The sequence below is a fragment of the Streptococcus porcorum genome, assembly GCF_053203725.1.
On sequence record NZ_JBRUDG010000015.1, the window covers coordinates 13,938 to 31,047 of the forward strand.

Sequence of the window (17,110 nt, forward strand, 5' to 3'; positions counted from 1 at the left end):
TACGAGCGTTTTTTATCTGTAAGAAAGAAAAGGTAAAATAATGAGTATGTTTTTAGATACAGCCAAAATTTCAGTTAAGGCTGGTCGTGGTGGCGATGGCATGGTGGCTTTTCGCCGTGAAAAGTATGTTCCCAATGGAGGCCCATGGGGAGGAGATGGAGGTCGCGGAGGTGATGTGATTTTTGTAGTAGATGAAGGATTACGCACCCTTATGGATTTCCGCTACAATCGCCACTTTAAAGCCCAGTCTGGTGAAAAGGGGATGACCAAAGGCATGCATGGTAAAGGAGCTGAAAATCTGATTGTACGCGTGCCGCAAGGAACAACTGTTCGTGATCATGTGACAGGAAAAGTGATTACAGACCTCGTTGAACATGGACAAGAGTTTGTGATTGCCCGTGGAGGTCGCGGAGGTCGTGGTAATATCCGTTTTGCAACTCCTAAAAATCCAGCACCTGAAATTGCTGAAAATGGTGAACCAGGTGAGGAGCGCGAATTACAGTTGGAGCTGAAAATTTTAGCGGATGTAGGGCTCGTTGGTTTCCCTTCTGTTGGTAAATCAACCCTCCTCAGTGTTGTTTCAGCTGCTAAACCAAAGATTGGGGCTTATCACTTCACAACCATTGTTCCTAATTTAGGGATGGTTCGTACCAAATCAGGTGAGAGTTTTGCTATGGCTGACCTACCAGGTTTGATTGAAGGGGCCAGTCAAGGAGTTGGTTTAGGGACACAATTTCTTCGTCATATTGAGCGAACAAGAGTCATTTTACATGTTATTGACATGTCTGCAAGTGAAGGGCGAGATCCTTATGAGGACTATCTGGCCATCAATAATGAGCTTGAGACCTATAATTTACGCTTGATGGAGCGTCCTCAAATTATTGTTGCCAATAAGATGGATATGCCAGAGGCGGAAGAAAATTTAGCGAAGTTTAAAGAAAAACTTGCAGCCAATTATGATGAGTTTGAAGAATTACCACTAATTTTCCCTATTTCAGGTATCTCTAAACGTGGATTAGATAATCTTTTAGATGCCACAGCAGAATTGTTGGATCAAACAGACGAATTTCTTCTTTATGATGAAACAGACATGGAAGAAGAAGTGTATTATGGCTTTAATGAAGAAACGAAACCATTTGAAATTTCGCGTGATGATGATGCCTCATGGGTGTTATCAGGTGAAAAACTTGAGAAACTCTTTATCATGACAAATATGGAACGTGATGAGTCTATTATGAAATTTGCCCGCCAACTGCGTGGTATGGGAGTTGATGAAGCTCTTCGTGAGCGTGGTGCCAAAGACGGTGACATTGTCCGTATTGGTAACTTTGAGTTTGAATTTGTAGATTAAAATCATAAAAGGAGTTTTTTATGGGAGATAAGCCGATATCGTTTAAAGATAAAGATGGCAATTTTGTTTCAGCAGCAGATGTTTGGAATGCTGAAAAACTAGAGGAACTCTTTAATACCCTTAATCCCAACCGACGTTTGCGTCTAGAAAGAGATAAGCAAAAAGAAACAGGTGATTAAGTTACTGAGATGCCTATCTAGGCCTCCCAGTATTTTTATATAAAAAATAGAGTGGTTTAACCACTCTATTTTAATTATGCATTTAAAACTTTATTTAAGAAATCTTGTAAACGTGGATGTTGTGGGTTATCAAAGATTTGTTCAGGTGTGCCATCTTCAATAAATTGTCCACCATCTGTAAAGATAACGCGATTGGCTACACGACGGGCAAATCCCATTTCGTGAGTTACAATCAACATGGTCATGCCTTGTTCAGCAAGATCTTTCATAACATTAAGAACATCTCCAACCATCTCAGGGTCTAGTGCTGAAGTAGGTTCGTCAAATAGCATGATGTCTGGGTTCATAGCTAAACTTCGCGCAATCGCTACACGTTGTTTTTGACCACCAGATAGGCTATCTGGATAAGCTTCTGCTTTATCAGCAAGGCCTACTTTTTCAAGTAATTCCATCCCGAGTTTTTCAGCCTCAGCTTTAGATTGTTTACCAAGTTCGATAGGAGCAAATGTAATATTATCTAGTACCGTCATATGTGGGAAAAGATTAAAGTGTTGGAACACCATCCCGATGTTTTCACGCGCTTTATCGACATTGGTTGAAGGATCAGATAACTCATAGCCATCAACAACAACTTTACCACTGGTAATGGTTTCAAGAAGGTTAAGGGTACGAAGGAAGGTAGATTTACCAGAACCTGAAGGTCCAATAATACAAACCACATCTCCTTCGTAAAATTTAGCATCGATACCCTTTAAGACTTCATTTTCTCCATAGGATTTATGTAAATCTTGTACATCAATTTTCAATTCTGCCATTATTTCACTCTCTTTTCTAAGCGTTTTGCTAGTCGTGTGAGAAGGGTAATGATTACAAGGTAGAGAACTGCCAAGATCGCATACATACGGAATGATTGGTAGTTACGTGCAATGATAATCTTACCTGTCTGGAATAACTCTACAAGACCAATCGCTGAGATAATAGTCGTATCTTTTAGTGAGATTACAAACTGGTTGATAAAGTTTGGAAGCATTAATTTAAAGGCTTGAGGAAGGATGACCTTACGCATTGTTGTATTGTAAGGAATACCTAAGCTTCGGCTAGCTTCCATTTGTCCAGATGGGACAGCCTCAATTCCTCCGCGGACAATCTCTGCAATATAGGCACCACCATTTAGAGTGAGGGCGATTGTCCCTGCAACAAAGTCATTAATTGGGCTTTGTTGTCCAGTAATCGATTCAAGTAAGTTTGGAATTCCCCAGAAGATGAAAGCTGCTACAATCATGAGTGGGATACCACGAACCACATCGACAAAAATTGCTGAAATAATACGGAGTGCTTTAACAGGGCTAACACTCATCATACCAAAGATGATTCCGACAATAAGTGCAAGGGCAAATGATACAAGCGCAAGGGCTACTGTAGTCCCGAGACCTGAAAGCAATTGTTTATAGTTATTTGAGAGGAGTCCCCAAATTGTTGTTTCATCAGCAGTTTTAGTACTTGTTGAACTTGAGCTATCTGCGAGATATTGGTTGAGAATCTCTTCGTACTGGCCACTAGCTTTAAGATTTGCAAGACCATTATTGAACATTTCAATCAATTCAGGATTTGATCCTTTTTTCACGGCAAAACCATATTCGCCTACAGGAGTTCCCTCAATAGGTGTTGCAAGGTCTTGTCCTTGTTTGATAGCGTATTTGATAATTGGTTCGTCATCCATGACAGCATCAACAGAACCAGCCTTCAGGCTATCATACATTGGTGATGCATCTGCAAAAGTCTTGATTTTATAACCATACTTGTCCTTGTTTTCCTCAAGGAAAGTTTGAGAGGCTGTTCCGTTTTTTACACCAACGGTTTTTCCGTTTAAATCTTCATAAGATTTGATGGAACTATTTTTCTTAACCCCAATAATCGCATTGGCAGTATAGTAAGGATCTGAGAAATCAAATGTCTCTTTACGTTCGTCTGTGATGGACATACCAGCGATCATACCATCAGCTTGACCAGATTGCACTGCGTTGACCGCAGCATCAAAGCCTGGATTACTAATATCTAGAGTAAATCCTTGATCTTTAGCAATAGCATTGATCAGGCTCATATCAATACCAGTGTATTTATTACTATCATCTTGGAACACAAATGGTGCAAATGAAGAATCACTGGCGATTTTATAAACGTCTTTAACTGGTGTAGCTTTTTGTCCGCTGGCAGTACTCGTTTCAGGAACAGCAGAAGTAGTTGTTTCTCCTGTCCATTGGCTAATGATCTCTTCTAATGTGCCATCTTCCTTCATTTGAGAGAGGGCTTCGTTGAACTCATCAACTAAGTACTCGTATTTACTTCCTTTTTTTACGGCAAAGGCAAAGCTACCTACTTTTTCACCATCCATATTAATAGCGTAGGCTTTTCCTTGCTTAATAGCGTACTGTACCACTGGTTCATCATCCATAGCGGCATCAATCGAACCAGAGTCAAGGCTATTGTTCATCAAATCACTTGTGTCAAATGTTTTGAGTGTATAGCCGTATTTATCTTTGTTTTCCTCAAGGAAAGATTGCGCAGCTGTTCCGTTTTTCACGCCGACAACTTTTCCTTTTAACTCTTCATAACTTGAGATTTTATTATCACTACGGGTGTAGATGACAACAGCTGTATCGTAATAAGTGTCTGAGAAAGTAAATACTTTCTTACGCGCCTCTGTGACAGTCGTACCAGCCATAAGTGCATCAGCTTGCCCTGATTGAACAGCGTTAACGGCTGCATCAAAGCCTGGGAAAGTCATATCGTAGTCCCAACCTTGCAGTTCGGCAACTTTTTTGATAATGTCTACATCAATTCCTTTGTAAACTTGGTCAGAATCTTTAAATTCGAATGGGGCATAAGCAGTATCTGAAACGATTTTAATGGTTTCAGCGCTAGCTTTTCCGCCAAACATAAAGAATACTGATAACATCGTTAGCATAAAAGCTGTAAGCTTTTTCTTCATGTTATTCTCCTTCTATATAAAAAATACTCTTCATTATATCAAAAAAAGGTATGGAATTCAAATCTCACACTCTATCATGTAACAAAACCTGACATGGATTTGTTAGGTTTTAGGTATTATTCACTTATTTTTATCGGCAGTAAAAGAGGAGGAGATAGCTCGAAAATGTTGGTCTAAATCAAAGATAAGATCAGATGTGGCAAATTCTTTTAGCCGATTTAGGTAGCAATCTATCTCTTTGATATTGATTTTTTCTCTAAGGTAGAGGCTTTCAAGGTTGAAGAAATCAATCCAAATTTTCTCATGCATGGTATCTGAAGATAAGAGTGGTCGAAGGGTTGAGATAAAGTATTCTAAGTGGAAAAAATCACGTTGATCAAGGAAGTGGTGAATCAACCTAAGAAGTGTATCGTGAAAGAGGCGGTGGTAGGTAAAATCTTTCAAATAGATTTGTCCTATTTCATATTTTAACAAGCCTAAAATAGATACTTCATAATATTTCGACTTGTTTTTGTGAGCAACAGAAGACATGTGACAACTCAAAAGAATATTAAGCTTAATTAAGTTCAGTAGTTTTTTGGAAATATTTACTATGTAATCCTAGGCGAGGATAGGTATGCAGAACTATTTCATTATCTTTGTGTTATTGATTTATTTGTTTATTGTAGTGTTCTTGATACTGTGATTTCATATTATATTCTCCTAGAACTTCAAATACTTGCAATGCTTGTTTCATCTTCTTTATGCCATTCTGATCCTTCTTTTTAAATTCAAAATATCCACATGTATATAAGAAGACGGTCTGTTCATAATAGTTCAATTCATTGTTTAATAACTTTTCAATCTTTTTGATTAGAAAAGTACAATTTTGAAATTCTCCTTTATCAATACTAACAACAAGGCAATTAATTGCTAATTGTGTAACAAGTCGTTTATTTGTCTTGTTTAATGTTGAGTAGATATAATGTTTTAACATTTCTTTTGTTAATAAAAATGCAGAGTTATATTGAATGGTTCGTATACAATTAGCTAGTAATATAATCTCATAATACCCCCAATCTTCAACTTTGAATAGATAGTCAGTCAATTCTTCTAAGTCTGCCTCAGATGGTGAAATATTATTATCTAATGTATAGATTATTGATTTTACCATGGTTTGTTCTAATGCATTGAGATGATAAAATGTTGAATCAGAGAGTAAATCTTTTAGGTTATTAACATTTTGCAGTAAGTATTCTTTCCGGATATACTGTACTAGATTACCAAAAGATATTGTTTGAGCGTATTCGGTATCGTGAAGAATAAGAAACTCCTCCAAAGAGACGTGTAATTTATCTAATATATTGATGAGTCTAATACAAGATATTTCAGATTCTCCTCGTTCGAATCTGGAAATTTGCGATTTAGAGAGATGTTCATCTGCAATGGAACATAAGCTTATTTGTTTACTTTTACGTACTTTTCTAAGTGTTTGACCAAGTTCAGATTTCATAATTCCCACTTTCACAACAAAAATTTTAATATTTTTTATTTATTATACAATAAATAAAAATGAAAGTGAGTAATAATATGAAAAGATATCAAAATTTATACCAATCCTAATAATAATCATGGATATTATTAGGATTGCTGGTAGATAAAACGCTTAGGTGGACACCTAAAAGTATTTTGAGAAAATATTTATTCTTATACAAATTCAATTTTTACAACAGAAGTAAATTTCTATGGGCTTGATAGAGAAAAATATTTCAAAAAAAATAGGATATGATAAGGAGTTTTATATGAGTCTTGCATTAATTTTATCACTGTTAACAATTTTTATTTGTATTGTGAAATCTAATAAGAAATAAGCAAAAATAGTTCATGATATCTTTGCGAGGTACTTAGAAGGTATTCAAGGAAAGTCATAACTTGAAAACAGCAAAGGTTGAGCGACAGAGCTCAACCTTTTTTTACTGATGTGGTAAAATAGAAGAAAGTAAGTATGAAGGATAGAGAAAATGATAGATAGAAGAGATGACAATACTTTTAAATTAGTATCAAAATATGCCCCATCAGGTGATCAGCCTCAGGCGATAAAAACCTTGGTGGAAAATATTGAGGGGGGGGAAAAGGCTCAAATCTTACTAGGTGCAACTGGTACAGGTAAAACCTACACCATGAGTCAAGTGATTGCACAGGTAAATAAACCGACGCTTGTTATCGCTCACAATAAAACGCTTGCTGGTCAGCTCTATAGTGAATTTAAAGAGTTTTTTCCAGAAAATGCTGTAGAGTATTTTGTGTCTTATTATGACTATTATCAGCCAGAAGCCTATGTACCATCAAGTGATACCTATATTGAAAAGGATAGCTCTGTGAATGATGAGATTGATAAATTGCGCCACTCAGCCACATCAGCTCTTTTAGAGCGCAATGATGTTATTGTTGTGGCATCTGTCTCTTGTATTTATGGTTTAGGGTCACCTAAAGAATATTCAGATAGTGTGGTTAGTCTCCGTCCTGGGCTTGATATTTCTAGAGATCAGTTATTAAATGACTTGGTTGATATTCAATTTGAGCGGAATGATATTGACTTTCAGCGTGGGCGTTTTCGTGTGCGCGGAGATGTGGTTGAAATTTTTCCAGCTTCTCGAGATGAGCATGCTTTCCGCGTTGAATTTTTTGGCGATGAAATTGATCGTATTTGTGAGATTGAATCACTGACAGGACAAGTTTTGGGAGAGGTGGATCATCTTGCGATTTTCCCTGCGACCCACTTTGTGACCAATGACGAGCATATGGAAACTGCAATTGCTAAAATTCAAACTGAACTTGAGGAGCAGTTGAAGTTATTTGAAAAAGAAGGAAAGCTTCTGGAAGCTCAACGCCTTAAACAACGAACAGATTATGACATCGAGATGTTACGTGAGATGGGCTATACTAATGGGGTTGAAAATTATTCTCGTCATATGGATGGGCGAAGTGAGGGGGAGCCTCCCTATACTCTACTTGATTTTTTCCCAGAAGATTTTCTTATTATGATTGACGAGAGTCATATGACTATGGGGCAAATCAAAGGAATGTATAATGGGGACCGCTCTCGTAAGGAAATGTTGGTTAACTATGGTTTTCGTTTGCCATCAGCGCTAGATAATAGACCGCTACGTCGAGAAGAGTTTGAAAGTCATGTTCATCAGATTGTCTATGTATCTGCAACCCCTGGTGACTATGAGATGGAACAAACCGATACCATTATTGAGCAGATTATTCGCCCAACAGGTTTGTTGGACCCAGAGGTTGAGGTTCGTCCTACTATGGGACAAATGGATGACTTGTTAGGTGAAATTAATGAGCGTGTCGCAAAAGGAGAGCGTACATTTATCACTACCTTGACTAAAAAGATGGCGGAAGACCTGACAGATTATCTCAAAGAGATGGGAGTCAAGGTTAAATATATGCATTCGGACATCAAAACCTTGGAGCGAACAGAAATTATCCGTGATTTACGTCTTGGGATATTTGATGTTCTTATCGGGATTAACCTTTTACGTGAAGGAATTGATGTGCCAGAGGTTAGCTTGGTTGCCATCTTAGATGCTGACAAGGAAGGCTTTTTGCGTAATGAACGTGGTCTTATTCAGACGATTGGTCGTGCAGCACGTAACGCTCAAGGCCATGTGATTATGTATGCAGATAAAGTAACGGACTCTATGCAAAAAGCTATGGATGAAACAGCTCGTCGTCGAGAACTTCAGATGGCTTACAATGAAAAACATGGTATTGTACCACAGACCATTAAAAAAGAAATTCGTGACCTCATCAGCGTGACGAAAGCAGTAACTCCTGACCATGAGGAAACTGTGGACTTTGATGCTCTTAATAAAGAAGAGCGTAAAGCTATGATTAAGAAATTAGAAGGTCAGATGCAAGAAGCAGCCGAACTTCTTGATTTTGAGTTGGCAGCACAGATTCGTGACATGATGCTAGAGTTAAAAGGGATGGGATGACAAGTTTTCAAAAACACTAATAATAGAAAAAACCGTTTAGAACTTTTGTTCTAGACGGTTTCTTTAGTTTCAACTTGTGCTTGAGCTTCTTTGCCTTGATCAAGCAGGGCATTGATGATTTTTTTGTCTCTCAGTTTGACAGAATCATTGATAGTTTCAGCTGATTGAACAATAGCAGTTTCTAATTCATGACGTTTTTGACGACCTTGTTCAATTGCTGCGATGATGCCATTGTTTTGCTCTACTAGACTTTCAGCTAACTTGGTCACTGACTGAATTGAAACAGTTGGATTTTGAGCAGAACGCTCCATCATTGGAATAGCTTCTTTAGATGTATCTGCTAGCATTTGAAGTGCTGCGTTATTGGCATTAACAATAGCATCTGCTGTGATACTAGATTTTAGACTTTGTTGCATGATGCCTAATTGTGCGATGGAGAGTTTCATAGTTGGAATCGTGTTGCGACGTAACATCCCGAGGCGTTGTTTCATGTCAGAGGATACTTTGACGAGATTACGCATCTGCGGGGTGGTGGTCCATGCGACATAAAGACGGCTCATATACTCAGTATGCTGTTGTTCAAGTGTATTGGCCACTTCGGTGAGACGTGCTAGCTTTTCTGTTTGGACTTGGTAGTCAACAGAAGTGGTTGGTAGAGTTTGAAGGTGGCTTTGTAAGTCTTTGGCACGTTTTGCTGTTTCTTGACTGGAAGATTCGATAAAAGCAATAACACCAACTAAGTTTTCGATAGACTTAGTATTGTTTTCGATTAAGAGTTCAGCTGAGACGATGTTACGAGACAGAGTTTCCTCTTGTTTGACGACGCTTGCCGCCATAGAGTCCATTTTTTGTTCAATATTTTGTGAATCAAAATAAAATTCTTGCAGACTGTTTTTGCTTTGTTTAAAAAGTTTTTGGAAGAAATTTGGTTTTTTCTCTAATTCAGCTGTTGTGGAAATATCTTTATATTTTGCAACGAATCCATTTAATTCTCGGTTAGTATTTGCCAAGAGCTCATCGACTTGAGGGATTTGGATCTTTTTTTGTTCTGATAAGATGTGGTTGACTGTCGCATTGACTTCCTCAACAGCTTCCTTACCGAAGTCCAGCAGTGCATTTTGATTAGTTACAAAATGATCAACGAGTTGAGGGGTCTTAGACTGGATAGCTGTTTGTTGCTCGTTGGAGAGTTGTGCTAAAAATGAAACCTTGTCACTTTCTGTTGCAGAGGTATGTTGAATAATTTCAGTTGTCTTATCACTTGTATTAAGGCTATTGTTGGCAATTTGGTCAATGTCAAAGTTAAAATCAGTCATTAGGCATCATATCCTTTCTCTTGTTTTTTCATCATCATACGAAGACTCACTTCAAAATCTTGCATATCAGCTTCATTAAATTGTTTGAGTGTGTCGTCAAGCTCTTGATCAAAGTTTTCTAAAGCTTGCTTGGCTAAGTTCAAACGCTCTTCTGCATTAAAATAGTCTTTTGGAGATTGCTTAATTTTTAAATAACCTTCCAAAATATCATTAAAACGATTCATATTGGCTTCGTGAATGGCTGTTAATTCTTCTTGATTGTGAAGATCCATTTTGGAAATTTTATTTTGGATTGCTACATGATCACTTTGAACATTTTGATAGGTCGCAAAAATTTCAGGAGCTAGAGAAAAAATTTGACTCTCGTATGGATCTGTCACGGGATTGTTGGGGGAGGAGTCGCTATTTTGCTCAAAGCTAGTAGCTTGATCTTGGAGTTGGTATTTCAAGTGTAGGGTATCTACTGCTTCTTGATAGGTATAATCGTCAAGGTATTTCTTCGTTTTATTTGTTAATCCTTCTAACTCACGAAGATCATTAGTCAGTTTAGCGGTAAGGTTACGGCTAGCCTTTGAATCCCCTTTTCCTTCTAAGAGGTGTTGCCGTTTTTCATATCCTGAATGAATCGTATAAATGAGTTCACGCAAGCGTTTGATTTCATCTCGTAATAAGAAAGCATGAATCTTGTCACGGTAAAAGAAGTAGGCAATGGCAAATCCGATAGGAATAACGATGTACCAATAAGTGACCAAGATACCAATCGCAAAAAAGAGCAGTAAGCATCCCCAACCATCGAGACGACTTTTCTTATAGTTTTTATACTTCTTTCCCATAACTTCTCCCTTATGTTCTCATTTGTATGGAAATATTATATCATAAAGGAAGAACTAAGGGATTAAAAAGTAGAAGGGGTGGTGAGTTTTTACATTTCCTATCTCTATTTGTTGAATATAAAAGTTTATTGTTTATATTTATTCAAAAAACACTTGACTTATGAATAAATATAAAATATAATGAATATATATTAAAAAAAGGAGATAACAAAATGAAGTGGAAAATAAAGACATTTTTAGTAGGATTGGGAATTTTAGCGGTGACGAGTTTGGCAGCTTGTAGTAAAAGTTCAACGGAAGATCTTTCTTTAAAAAACATCGAGGAAAAAGGAACGATTACAGTTGCTATGAACCCAGAGTTTGCTCCCTTTGAGTTTAAAACATTGGTCAATGGAAAAGATACTATTGTGGGAGCAGATGTAGAGTTAGCTAATGCTATTGGAGAGAAATTAGGTGTTAAAGTCAAGTTTTCATCAATGAGTTTTAATAATGTTTTGGCTAGCCTTCAGTCTGGAAAAGCAGATATTGCCATTTCAGGGATTTCGGCAACACCGGAACGTGCTAAAGTTTATGACTTTTCAAAAACTTACTATGACTCCGTTAACAAAGTAATCATAAAAAAATCTGATTTGGAAAAATATACAGATGCAAGCTCTTTAAAAGACCAGTCTGTAGCGACTCAGAAAGGAACTATTCAAGAGACGATAGCTAAAGAGCAACTAGAGGGTGCTAAGGTAGTTTCTCTGGTTCAAAATGGCGAAATGATCAATGAATTGAAATCTGCCCAGGTTGAAGCTGTTGTTTTTGAAGAACCGATTGCCAAAGCTTATGTTGCTAAGAATGATGATTTAGTTATTGCTGATATTGATTTAACATCAGAGAAGTCAGATGCTTATGCCGTAGCTATGCCAAAAGGAAGTACAGCCCTAAAAGCTAAGATTGATGAGGTCATAACAGAGCTTGTAGATTCTGGGAAAATGGATCAACTTGTCCAAGAAGCCTATGATTTATCAACAAAATAAGATGAAAGGGTTTGGAGTCCTCACTCTCCAAGCCTTTTAAATTTCCAAAATACAGGAGTTTTGTATTTTGAAAAAAATAGTCAAAAAGATGGCAATATACTTGACTTTTTGAATAAATATAAGTAAAATGAATAAAGATTAATAAAGAAGAAAAGAGATAACCATGAAATTGAAAAAAATTGCTTTATTAGGTTTAGCTGCCCTTACAACGCTTACTCTAGTAGCTTGTGGCTCTTCATCTAAGGATAGTCAAGCTGCTATTAAAGAAAAAGGAAAGCTCGTTGTAGCGATTAGTCCAGACTATGCTCCCTTTGAGTTTCAGTCTTTAGTTAATGGAAAAAACAAGATTGTTGGTGCCGACGTTGAATTGGCACAAGATATCGCAGACGAACTTGGTGTTGAACTAGAGTTGTCATCAATGAGTTTTAATAACGTCTTGACAAGTTTGACTTCTGGTAAGGCTGATATTGCTATTTCAGGGCTTTCTTATACCAAAGAACGTGCAAAAGTTTATGATTTTTCTGATGTGTATTATGAAACAGAAAATGCCATTTTGGTTAGAAAATCAGAACTGGATAAGTACACGTCTTTAGATGATTTGGCTGGTAAAAAAGTTGCTGCTCTTAAGGGAGCGATCGAAGAAACTTTAGCTAAAGAGCAATTGACAGACTCTAATATTGTTGGTTTGACAGCGATGGGAGAAGCTATCAATGAGTTGAAATCAGGTCATGTTGATGCTGTTACCCTTGAAGCACCAGTTGCTGCAGGTTACATTGCTAAAAATGATGATATTGCTCTTGCAAAAGTAGCCCTTAAAGTTGAAGATGGAGATGCTAAAGCTATTGCTATGCCAAAAGGTAGCGATGAGTTGAAAAAAACCATCAATAAGGTTATTGAAAAGGTCAAATCAGAAGACAAGTATAAAACTTATATTGAAGAAGCTGCTAAGCTAACTGAAGCTGAGTAGTGATGAAACAGTTGGACGATGTTCAACTGTTTTTATTTATTTTGATGTCATACGATTTTATGCAAGAGTTTTGAAAAGTGATATAATAGACACATGTTTAAAAAACCAACATCTGTTTATGTACATATTCCTTTTTGTACGCAAATTTGTTTTTATTGTGATTTTTCAAAAGTATTTATCAAAAATCAACCTGTTGATGCCTATTTGGATGCCTTGTTAAAGGAGTTTGCTTCTTATGATATTAAGCATTTAAAAACTCTCTATATAGGTGGAGGAACACCAACAGCCATATCTGCTCAGCAATTAGACTATCTTTTGAAGGGCTTAACAAAGCATTTGGATTTGTCTCATTTGGAAGAGTTTACGATTGAGGCAAATCCAGGAGATTTGACAGACGATAAAATTGCTGTTTTGAAAAAATCAGCTGTTAATCGGATTTCACTTGGGGTTCAGACGTTTAATAACAAACACCTCAAGCGTATTGGACGCAGCCATAATGAAGAACAGATCTATACCACCATTTCAAGTTTAAAAGAAGCAGGGTTTCATAATATTTCGATTGATTTAATCTATGCTCTCCCAGGACAAACAATGGATGATGTCAAAGAAAATGTTCAAAAAGCTTTAGCTCTTGATATTCCACATTTAAGCTTGTATAGCTTGATTTTAGAAAACCATACCATTTTTATGAATAAAATGCGACGTGGCAGGTTAAATTTACCAAGTGAAGATAGTGAGGCGGAGATGTTTGAATATATCATATCCGAACTAGAAAAAAATGGTTTTGAACATTATGAAATTTCTAATTTTACAAAGCCAGGATTTGAGAGCCGTCACAACTTAATGTATTGGAATAATGCAGAATATTTTGGTTGTGGGGCAGGCGCTTCTGGTTATCTTGAAGGTGTTCGTTATAAAAATCATGGTCCTATTCGCCATTATCTAAATGCGGTTGAGGCGGGTGATGCGCGTGTGACAGAAGAACATCTGAGCCAAGTAGAGCAGATGGAAGAAGAAATTTTTCTTGGTTTGCGTAAAAAGTCAGGGTTCTCTATTCAAAGTTTTGAAGAAAAATTTGGACACAATTTTAGTCAGCGTTACGGTGTTGTTGTAGAGGAACTTTGTCAAAATGGTCTCTTGCAAATTGAAGGAGACAGGGTACGCATGACGAAAAAAGGGCTTTTTCTAGGGGATACTGTAGCAGAAAAATTTATAGTGGAGTAGTGAGATGGGAAAACGATTTTGTCAAGATTATCAAGTGACCTTTAATGATTGTGATGTGACAGGGCAGTTTAAGTTGCCACAGTTAGTTTCGCTTTTGTTGGAAGTCTCAGCTCAGCAGTCTAAAAATCTAGGTCTAGGTGATGAGGAGCTTTTTAAACGGTATAATTTGATTTGGATTGTGACCGATTATGACATGACCATAACACGTTTGCCAGCTCTATCAGAGCATCTTCGACTGGAAACAGAAGCTTTATCCTATAATAGGTTGTTTTGTTACCGTCGTTTCAGTATTTTTGATGAGGATCATCAAGAAATTGTTCAATTGATAGCAACTTTTGCCTTGATTGATTTTGATGAGCGCAAGTTACAAACAGTACCAGAAGATTTGATTAAGGTTTATGAGGCGACAAAAAGTAAAAAATTATTACGAGGCCCTAAGTACCACCCTATAGAAACACCTATGTGTCAACCTTATCAGGTATCTTATTTTGACTTGGATTTGAATGGACATGTGAATAATAGTAGGTATCTTGAGTGGCTATATGCTAACTTTGATTTAGACTTTCTGAGACAGCACTATCCTAAAAAGCTCCATTTACATTTTAATAAGGAAGTCTATTATGGTCAGACTGTTGAAAGTTGCTTAGTTTTGGACAATAACTTGAGTCAACATGAGATTAGAGTTGATGGACAAGTTCATGCACAAGCACAGATCGAATGGAAAGAACCTGACTAAGAAGTTAGACTGGGCTATTAAGCGAAGAGTTCAAACAGAGACTGGAGAAAACTTGCTGTTACAACTGATTGAACGCACACATCAGAGCACTCAATCTTTGTTTAGAAGCTTTTTGATTTGAACATTTGAAAACGCAATTTGATGAAGGAGAAATAATGACATATAAAGGGTATTTAATTGATCTAGATGGAACAATTTATAAAGGAAAAGACAGAATTCCAGAGGGAGAGGCTTTTGTTCATGAATTGCAAAAGCGTCAGATTCCTTATGTTTTTGTGACCAATAATACCACAAGAACACCTCAGATGGTACAAACGCTTTTATCTGAGCAATTTAATATTGATACCCCAATTGAAACCATCTACACCGCAACACTTGCGACCATTGATTATATGAACGATATGAATCGTGGAAAAACTGCCTATGTTATTGGGGAGACTGGACTTAAGACAGCAGTACAGGAGGCAGGATATCAAGAAGATACCGAGAATCCTGCTTATGTGGTGGTTGGGCTAGATACTGATTTGACCTATGAAAAGTTGGTAACCGCGACTTTAGCTATTCAAAAAGGAGCAGTTTTTATTGGAACAAATCCTGATCTGAATATCCCAACCGAGCGTGGGTTATTACCGGGTGCAGGAACTATTATTCATTTAATTGAAAAAGCTACCAGAGTAACTCCTGTTATCATTGGAAAGCCTGAAGCCATTATCATGAATAAATCTTTAGACCGTTTAGGTGTGAAACGAGAAGAGGCTATTGTAGTTGGCGATAACTATTTGACAGATATTACTGCAGGGATTAAAAATGACATTGCAACACTTTTGGTAACAACTGGATTTACTAAGGCAGAGGAAGTGGCAGACTTACCGATTCAACCGAATCATGTGTTATCAAGTTTAGCGGAGTGGCAGTTTGATGAAGACTAAACTGCAGCTTATTTCCAGCTTGCTTTGGCTCTTAGCTTGCTCGATTTTTTTAACAATATATGGTATTTGGCTCATCTATCCTTTAGAGGTAGATTGGCTTCAGTTAGTTGACGTGGTGTACTTAAGTAAGAAAACAATCTTGTATAATTTTAATCACCTAATGACTTACCTGACTAGTCCCTTTCATCAAACACTTGCCATGCCTGATTTTAGAAGTTCATCAGCCGGTTTAAGCCATTTTGCAGATGTGAAGAGTTTATTTCATCTGGTACAAGCTTTAGTGCTTCTTTTAGTGCTCCCAGCTTTGCTTTTTTTCAAACATCGTCGAAACGAACAAGATTTATGGCAATATCAGAAAATCTTTTTCATCATGCTATGTCTTCCTATTGTCTTTGGCCTATTGGGGGTTATTGTTGGTTTTGATCAATTTTTTACCCTCTTTCACTTACTCCTGTTTCCTAATGATGATACTTGGTTATTTCAACCTAGCCAAGATCCTGTGATTTGGATTTTACCACAAGCTCTTTTTTTACATGCTTTTCTTCTTTTTTTCTTCATTTACGAAGGGATTTTTCTCATACTTTATCTAAAATCTAAATCTTTTGAAAAAAGAATAAAAAATTGAAAACGCTTGCTCAAGAAAGGTGAAACGTGCTATAATAATGATAGATAAAAGTAGGGATGCTTCTTAACCAGAAAGGAGGCCTACCATGCTAAAAATTATGATAGCAGTTGCTATTTTACTAATTCTTGAAGGGCTTGGGTTGACTTATTTTAGGGGAGTTTTCGACACTATGAAGCGCTTCAAAGATGTGACAGGTGAACCTATTTCTCATCAGCTAGTGGATTGGCTGGGATTTGGTCATCTTCATTAAGAAGAGGCTGGGAATTAAGTCCAGCCTCACTTTTTAGGGTCCGTATTTTTACACCCAAAATCTGATTATTACAACTGATGTGAATAGAGTTTGCTTCGTTTCTACCATTAAACTGTCTTCTGGATAGTTTAAGCTGAAGGTGCGGAAGTGAGGGAAACTCTTTTTGACTAGTCAAGTTTTTTCACTCCCTTTGTTTTCAGAAAATAGATGTTTCTTTTAGAAAATTATGATAAAATAGAAAAAAGAAACAAAGAGGTGACAAGATGGAAAAAACATTTTTTATGATCAAACCAGATGGTGTCAAACGTGGCTTGATCGGAGAGGTATTGCATCGTATTGAACGTAGAGGATTTGTCATTGAAGAATTAGATATGCGGATGATCACACAAGACTTGTTGGAAGAACACTACTCAGAATTGGTGGATAAGCCTTTTTTCCCTAGTATTGCCGAGTTTATGATGAGTGGTCCAGTGGTTGCGGGAATTATCTCTGGTCCAGAAGTTGTGAAGTCTTGGCGTGAGATGCTAGGGGCAACCAATCCTCTAGAGGCACATCCTGGAACTATTCGTGGTGATTTTGCGACTGCACCAAATGGAGGTTCCATTCAAAATATCGCACATGGGTCAGATTCTCTAGCATCTGCAGAGCGTGAAATAGCGATTTGGTTTGAAAAATAAAGTAGCATGATGAGGGGGGAGCT

At 37.1% G+C, this 17,110-nt stretch carries 17 protein-coding genes; 11 read left to right on the plus strand and 6 right to left on the minus strand.

What is annotated here, in order from left to right:
* Positions 1-40 precede the first annotated feature (40 nt).
* Together obgE and ACVRWY_RS05405 are read left to right on the plus strand one after the other, a co-directional pair.
* Positions 41-1,351 carry a GTPase ObgE gene (obgE, locus tag ACVRWY_RS05400; RefSeq protein WP_354368773.1) on the plus strand — a complete coding sequence of 437 codons (1,311 nt, stop codon included), beginning with the start codon at positions 41-43 and terminating at the stop codon, positions 1,349-1,351.
* Positions 1,352-1,371: 20 nt separating this feature from the next.
* On the plus strand, positions 1,372-1,530 hold the full coding sequence (locus ACVRWY_RS05405) for a hypothetical protein (protein ID WP_354368775.1): 159 nt from the start codon (positions 1,372-1,374) through the stop codon (positions 1,528-1,530).
* Positions 1,531-1,604: 74 nt separating this feature from the next.
* On the opposite strand, the gene ACVRWY_RS05410 is transcribed toward ACVRWY_RS05405, so the two are convergent.
* The 4 genes from ACVRWY_RS05410 to ACVRWY_RS05425 form a co-directional block, all read right to left on the minus strand.
* A complete protein-coding gene (locus ACVRWY_RS05410; RefSeq protein ID WP_354368777.1) occupies positions 1,605-2,345 on the minus strand; it encodes an amino acid ABC transporter ATP-binding protein in 741 nt (246 codons plus the stop codon).
* Positions 2,345-4,519 carry an ABC transporter substrate-binding protein/permease gene (locus ACVRWY_RS05415; RefSeq protein WP_354368779.1) on the minus strand — a complete coding sequence of 725 codons (2,175 nt, stop codon included), beginning with the start codon at positions 4,517-4,519 and terminating at the stop codon, positions 2,345-2,347. The genes ACVRWY_RS05410 and ACVRWY_RS05415 overlap by 1 nt, the downstream gene beginning before the upstream one ends.
* A 120-nt stretch (positions 4,520-4,639) precedes the next feature.
* A complete protein-coding gene (locus tag ACVRWY_RS05420) occupies positions 4,640-5,050 on the minus strand; it encodes a hypothetical protein (protein WP_354368781.1) in 411 nt (136 codons plus the stop codon).
* Positions 5,051-5,162: 112 nt separating this feature from the next.
* A complete protein-coding gene (locus ACVRWY_RS05425; protein ID WP_354368783.1) occupies positions 5,163-6,011 on the minus strand; it encodes a helix-turn-helix domain-containing protein in 849 nt (282 codons plus the stop codon).
* A gap of 508 nt (positions 6,012-6,519) precedes the next feature.
* On the opposite strand from ACVRWY_RS05425, the gene uvrB reads away from it, so the two are divergent.
* A complete protein-coding gene (gene uvrB / locus ACVRWY_RS05430; protein WP_354368785.1) occupies positions 6,520-8,508 on the plus strand; it encodes an excinuclease ABC subunit UvrB in 1,989 nt (662 codons plus the stop codon).
* A 50-nt stretch (positions 8,509-8,558) separates the two neighbouring features.
* On the opposite strand, the gene ACVRWY_RS05435 is transcribed toward uvrB, so the two are convergent.
* Both ACVRWY_RS05435 and ACVRWY_RS05440 read right to left on the minus strand, forming a co-directional pair.
* Positions 8,559-9,824 (minus strand): toxic anion resistance protein, encoded by a 1,266-nt coding sequence (locus tag ACVRWY_RS05435; protein WP_354368787.1) that lies wholly within the window; start codon positions 9,822-9,824, stop codon positions 8,559-8,561.
* Positions 9,824-10,657 carry a hypothetical protein gene (locus ACVRWY_RS05440; RefSeq protein WP_354368789.1) on the minus strand — a complete coding sequence of 278 codons (834 nt, stop codon included), beginning with the start codon at positions 10,655-10,657 and terminating at the stop codon, positions 9,824-9,826. The genes ACVRWY_RS05435 and ACVRWY_RS05440 overlap by 1 nt, the downstream gene beginning before the upstream one ends.
* Before the next feature lie 212 nt (positions 10,658-10,869).
* On the opposite strand from ACVRWY_RS05440, the gene ACVRWY_RS05445 reads away from it, so the two are divergent.
* The 8 genes from ACVRWY_RS05445 (at position 10,870) to ndk (ending at position 17,087) form a co-directional block, all read left to right on the plus strand.
* Positions 10,870-11,679, plus strand: coding sequence for a transporter substrate-binding domain-containing protein (locus tag ACVRWY_RS05445; protein ID WP_354368791.1), 810 nt, complete (start codon positions 10,870-10,872; stop codon positions 11,677-11,679).
* 163 nt (positions 11,680-11,842) lie between these two features.
* Positions 11,843-12,646: a transporter substrate-binding domain-containing protein gene (locus ACVRWY_RS05450; RefSeq protein ID WP_354368793.1), complete on the plus strand. Its 804-nt coding sequence runs from the start codon at positions 11,843-11,845 to the stop codon at positions 12,644-12,646.
* Between the two features lie 93 nt (positions 12,647-12,739).
* Positions 12,740-13,870: a radical SAM family heme chaperone HemW gene (gene hemW / locus ACVRWY_RS05455; protein WP_354368795.1), complete on the plus strand. Its 1,131-nt coding sequence runs from the start codon at positions 12,740-12,742 to the stop codon at positions 13,868-13,870.
* Positions 13,871-13,874: 4 nt separating this feature from the next.
* A complete protein-coding gene (locus ACVRWY_RS05460) occupies positions 13,875-14,606 on the plus strand; it encodes an acyl-ACP thioesterase domain-containing protein (RefSeq protein ID WP_354368797.1) in 732 nt (243 codons plus the stop codon).
* 155 nt (positions 14,607-14,761) lie between these two features.
* Positions 14,762-15,535, plus strand: a complete 774-nt coding sequence (locus ACVRWY_RS05465) for a TIGR01457 family HAD-type hydrolase (protein WP_354368799.1) — start codon at positions 14,762-14,764, stop codon at positions 15,533-15,535.
* Positions 15,525-16,160 (plus strand): TIGR01906 family membrane protein, encoded by a 636-nt coding sequence (locus ACVRWY_RS05470; RefSeq protein WP_354368801.1) that lies wholly within the window; start codon positions 15,525-15,527, stop codon positions 16,158-16,160. Before ACVRWY_RS05465 ends, ACVRWY_RS05470 begins: the two co-directional genes overlap by 11 nt.
* 85 nt (positions 16,161-16,245) lie before the next feature.
* On the plus strand, positions 16,246-16,410 hold the full coding sequence (locus ACVRWY_RS05475) for a hypothetical protein (protein ID WP_354368803.1): 165 nt from the start codon (positions 16,246-16,248) through the stop codon (positions 16,408-16,410).
* Positions 16,411-16,673: 263 nt separating this feature from the next.
* Positions 16,674-17,087, plus strand: coding sequence for a nucleoside-diphosphate kinase (gene ndk, locus ACVRWY_RS05480; RefSeq protein WP_354368805.1), 414 nt, complete (start codon positions 16,674-16,676; stop codon positions 17,085-17,087).
* Positions 17,088-17,110: the final 23 nt, after the last annotated feature.

What these genes read in the sequence shown, in the direction of transcription:
- uvrB (WP_354368785.1), top strand. Translation starts at nt 6,520, where the DNA reads ATGATAGATAGAAGAGATGACAATACTTTTAAATTAGTATCAAAATAT.
- ACVRWY_RS05420 (WP_354368781.1), bottom strand. Translation starts at nt 5,050, where the DNA reads ATGTCTTCTGTTGCTCACAAAAACAAGTCGAAATATTATGAAGTATCT.
- ACVRWY_RS05405 (WP_354368775.1), top strand. Translation starts at nt 1,372, where the DNA reads ATGGGAGATAAGCCGATATCGTTTAAAGATAAAGATGGCAATTTTGTT.
- ACVRWY_RS05470 (WP_354368801.1), top strand. Translation starts at nt 15,525, where the DNA reads ATGAAGACTAAACTGCAGCTTATTTCCAGCTTGCTTTGGCTCTTAGCT.
- ACVRWY_RS05425 (WP_354368783.1), bottom strand. Translation starts at nt 6,011, where the DNA reads ATGAAATCTGAACTTGGTCAAACACTTAGAAAAGTACGTAAAAGTAAA.
- obgE (WP_354368773.1), top strand. Translation starts at nt 41, where the DNA reads ATGAGTATGTTTTTAGATACAGCCAAAATTTCAGTTAAGGCTGGTCGT.
- ACVRWY_RS05475 (WP_354368803.1), top strand. Translation starts at nt 16,246, where the DNA reads ATGCTAAAAATTATGATAGCAGTTGCTATTTTACTAATTCTTGAAGGG.
- ACVRWY_RS05440 (WP_354368789.1), bottom strand. Translation starts at nt 10,657, where the DNA reads ATGGGAAAGAAGTATAAAAACTATAAGAAAAGTCGTCTCGATGGTTGG.
- ndk (WP_354368805.1), top strand. Translation starts at nt 16,674, where the DNA reads ATGGAAAAAACATTTTTTATGATCAAACCAGATGGTGTCAAACGTGGC.
- ACVRWY_RS05460 (WP_354368797.1), top strand. Translation starts at nt 13,875, where the DNA reads ATGGGAAAACGATTTTGTCAAGATTATCAAGTGACCTTTAATGATTGT.
- ACVRWY_RS05435 (WP_354368787.1), bottom strand. Translation starts at nt 9,824, where the DNA reads ATGACTGATTTTAACTTTGACATTGACCAAATTGCCAACAATAGCCTT.
- ACVRWY_RS05450 (WP_354368793.1), top strand. Translation starts at nt 11,843, where the DNA reads ATGAAATTGAAAAAAATTGCTTTATTAGGTTTAGCTGCCCTTACAACG.
- ACVRWY_RS05415 (WP_354368779.1), bottom strand. Translation starts at nt 4,519, where the DNA reads ATGAAGAAAAAGCTTACAGCTTTTATGCTAACGATGTTATCAGTATTC.
- ACVRWY_RS05410 (WP_354368777.1), bottom strand. Translation starts at nt 2,345, where the DNA reads ATGGCAGAATTGAAAATTGATGTACAAGATTTACATAAATCCTATGGA.
- hemW (WP_354368795.1), top strand. Translation starts at nt 12,740, where the DNA reads ATGTTTAAAAAACCAACATCTGTTTATGTACATATTCCTTTTTGTACG.
- ACVRWY_RS05465 (WP_354368799.1), top strand. Translation starts at nt 14,762, where the DNA reads ATGACATATAAAGGGTATTTAATTGATCTAGATGGAACAATTTATAAA.
- ACVRWY_RS05445 (WP_354368791.1), top strand. Translation starts at nt 10,870, where the DNA reads ATGAAGTGGAAAATAAAGACATTTTTAGTAGGATTGGGAATTTTAGCG.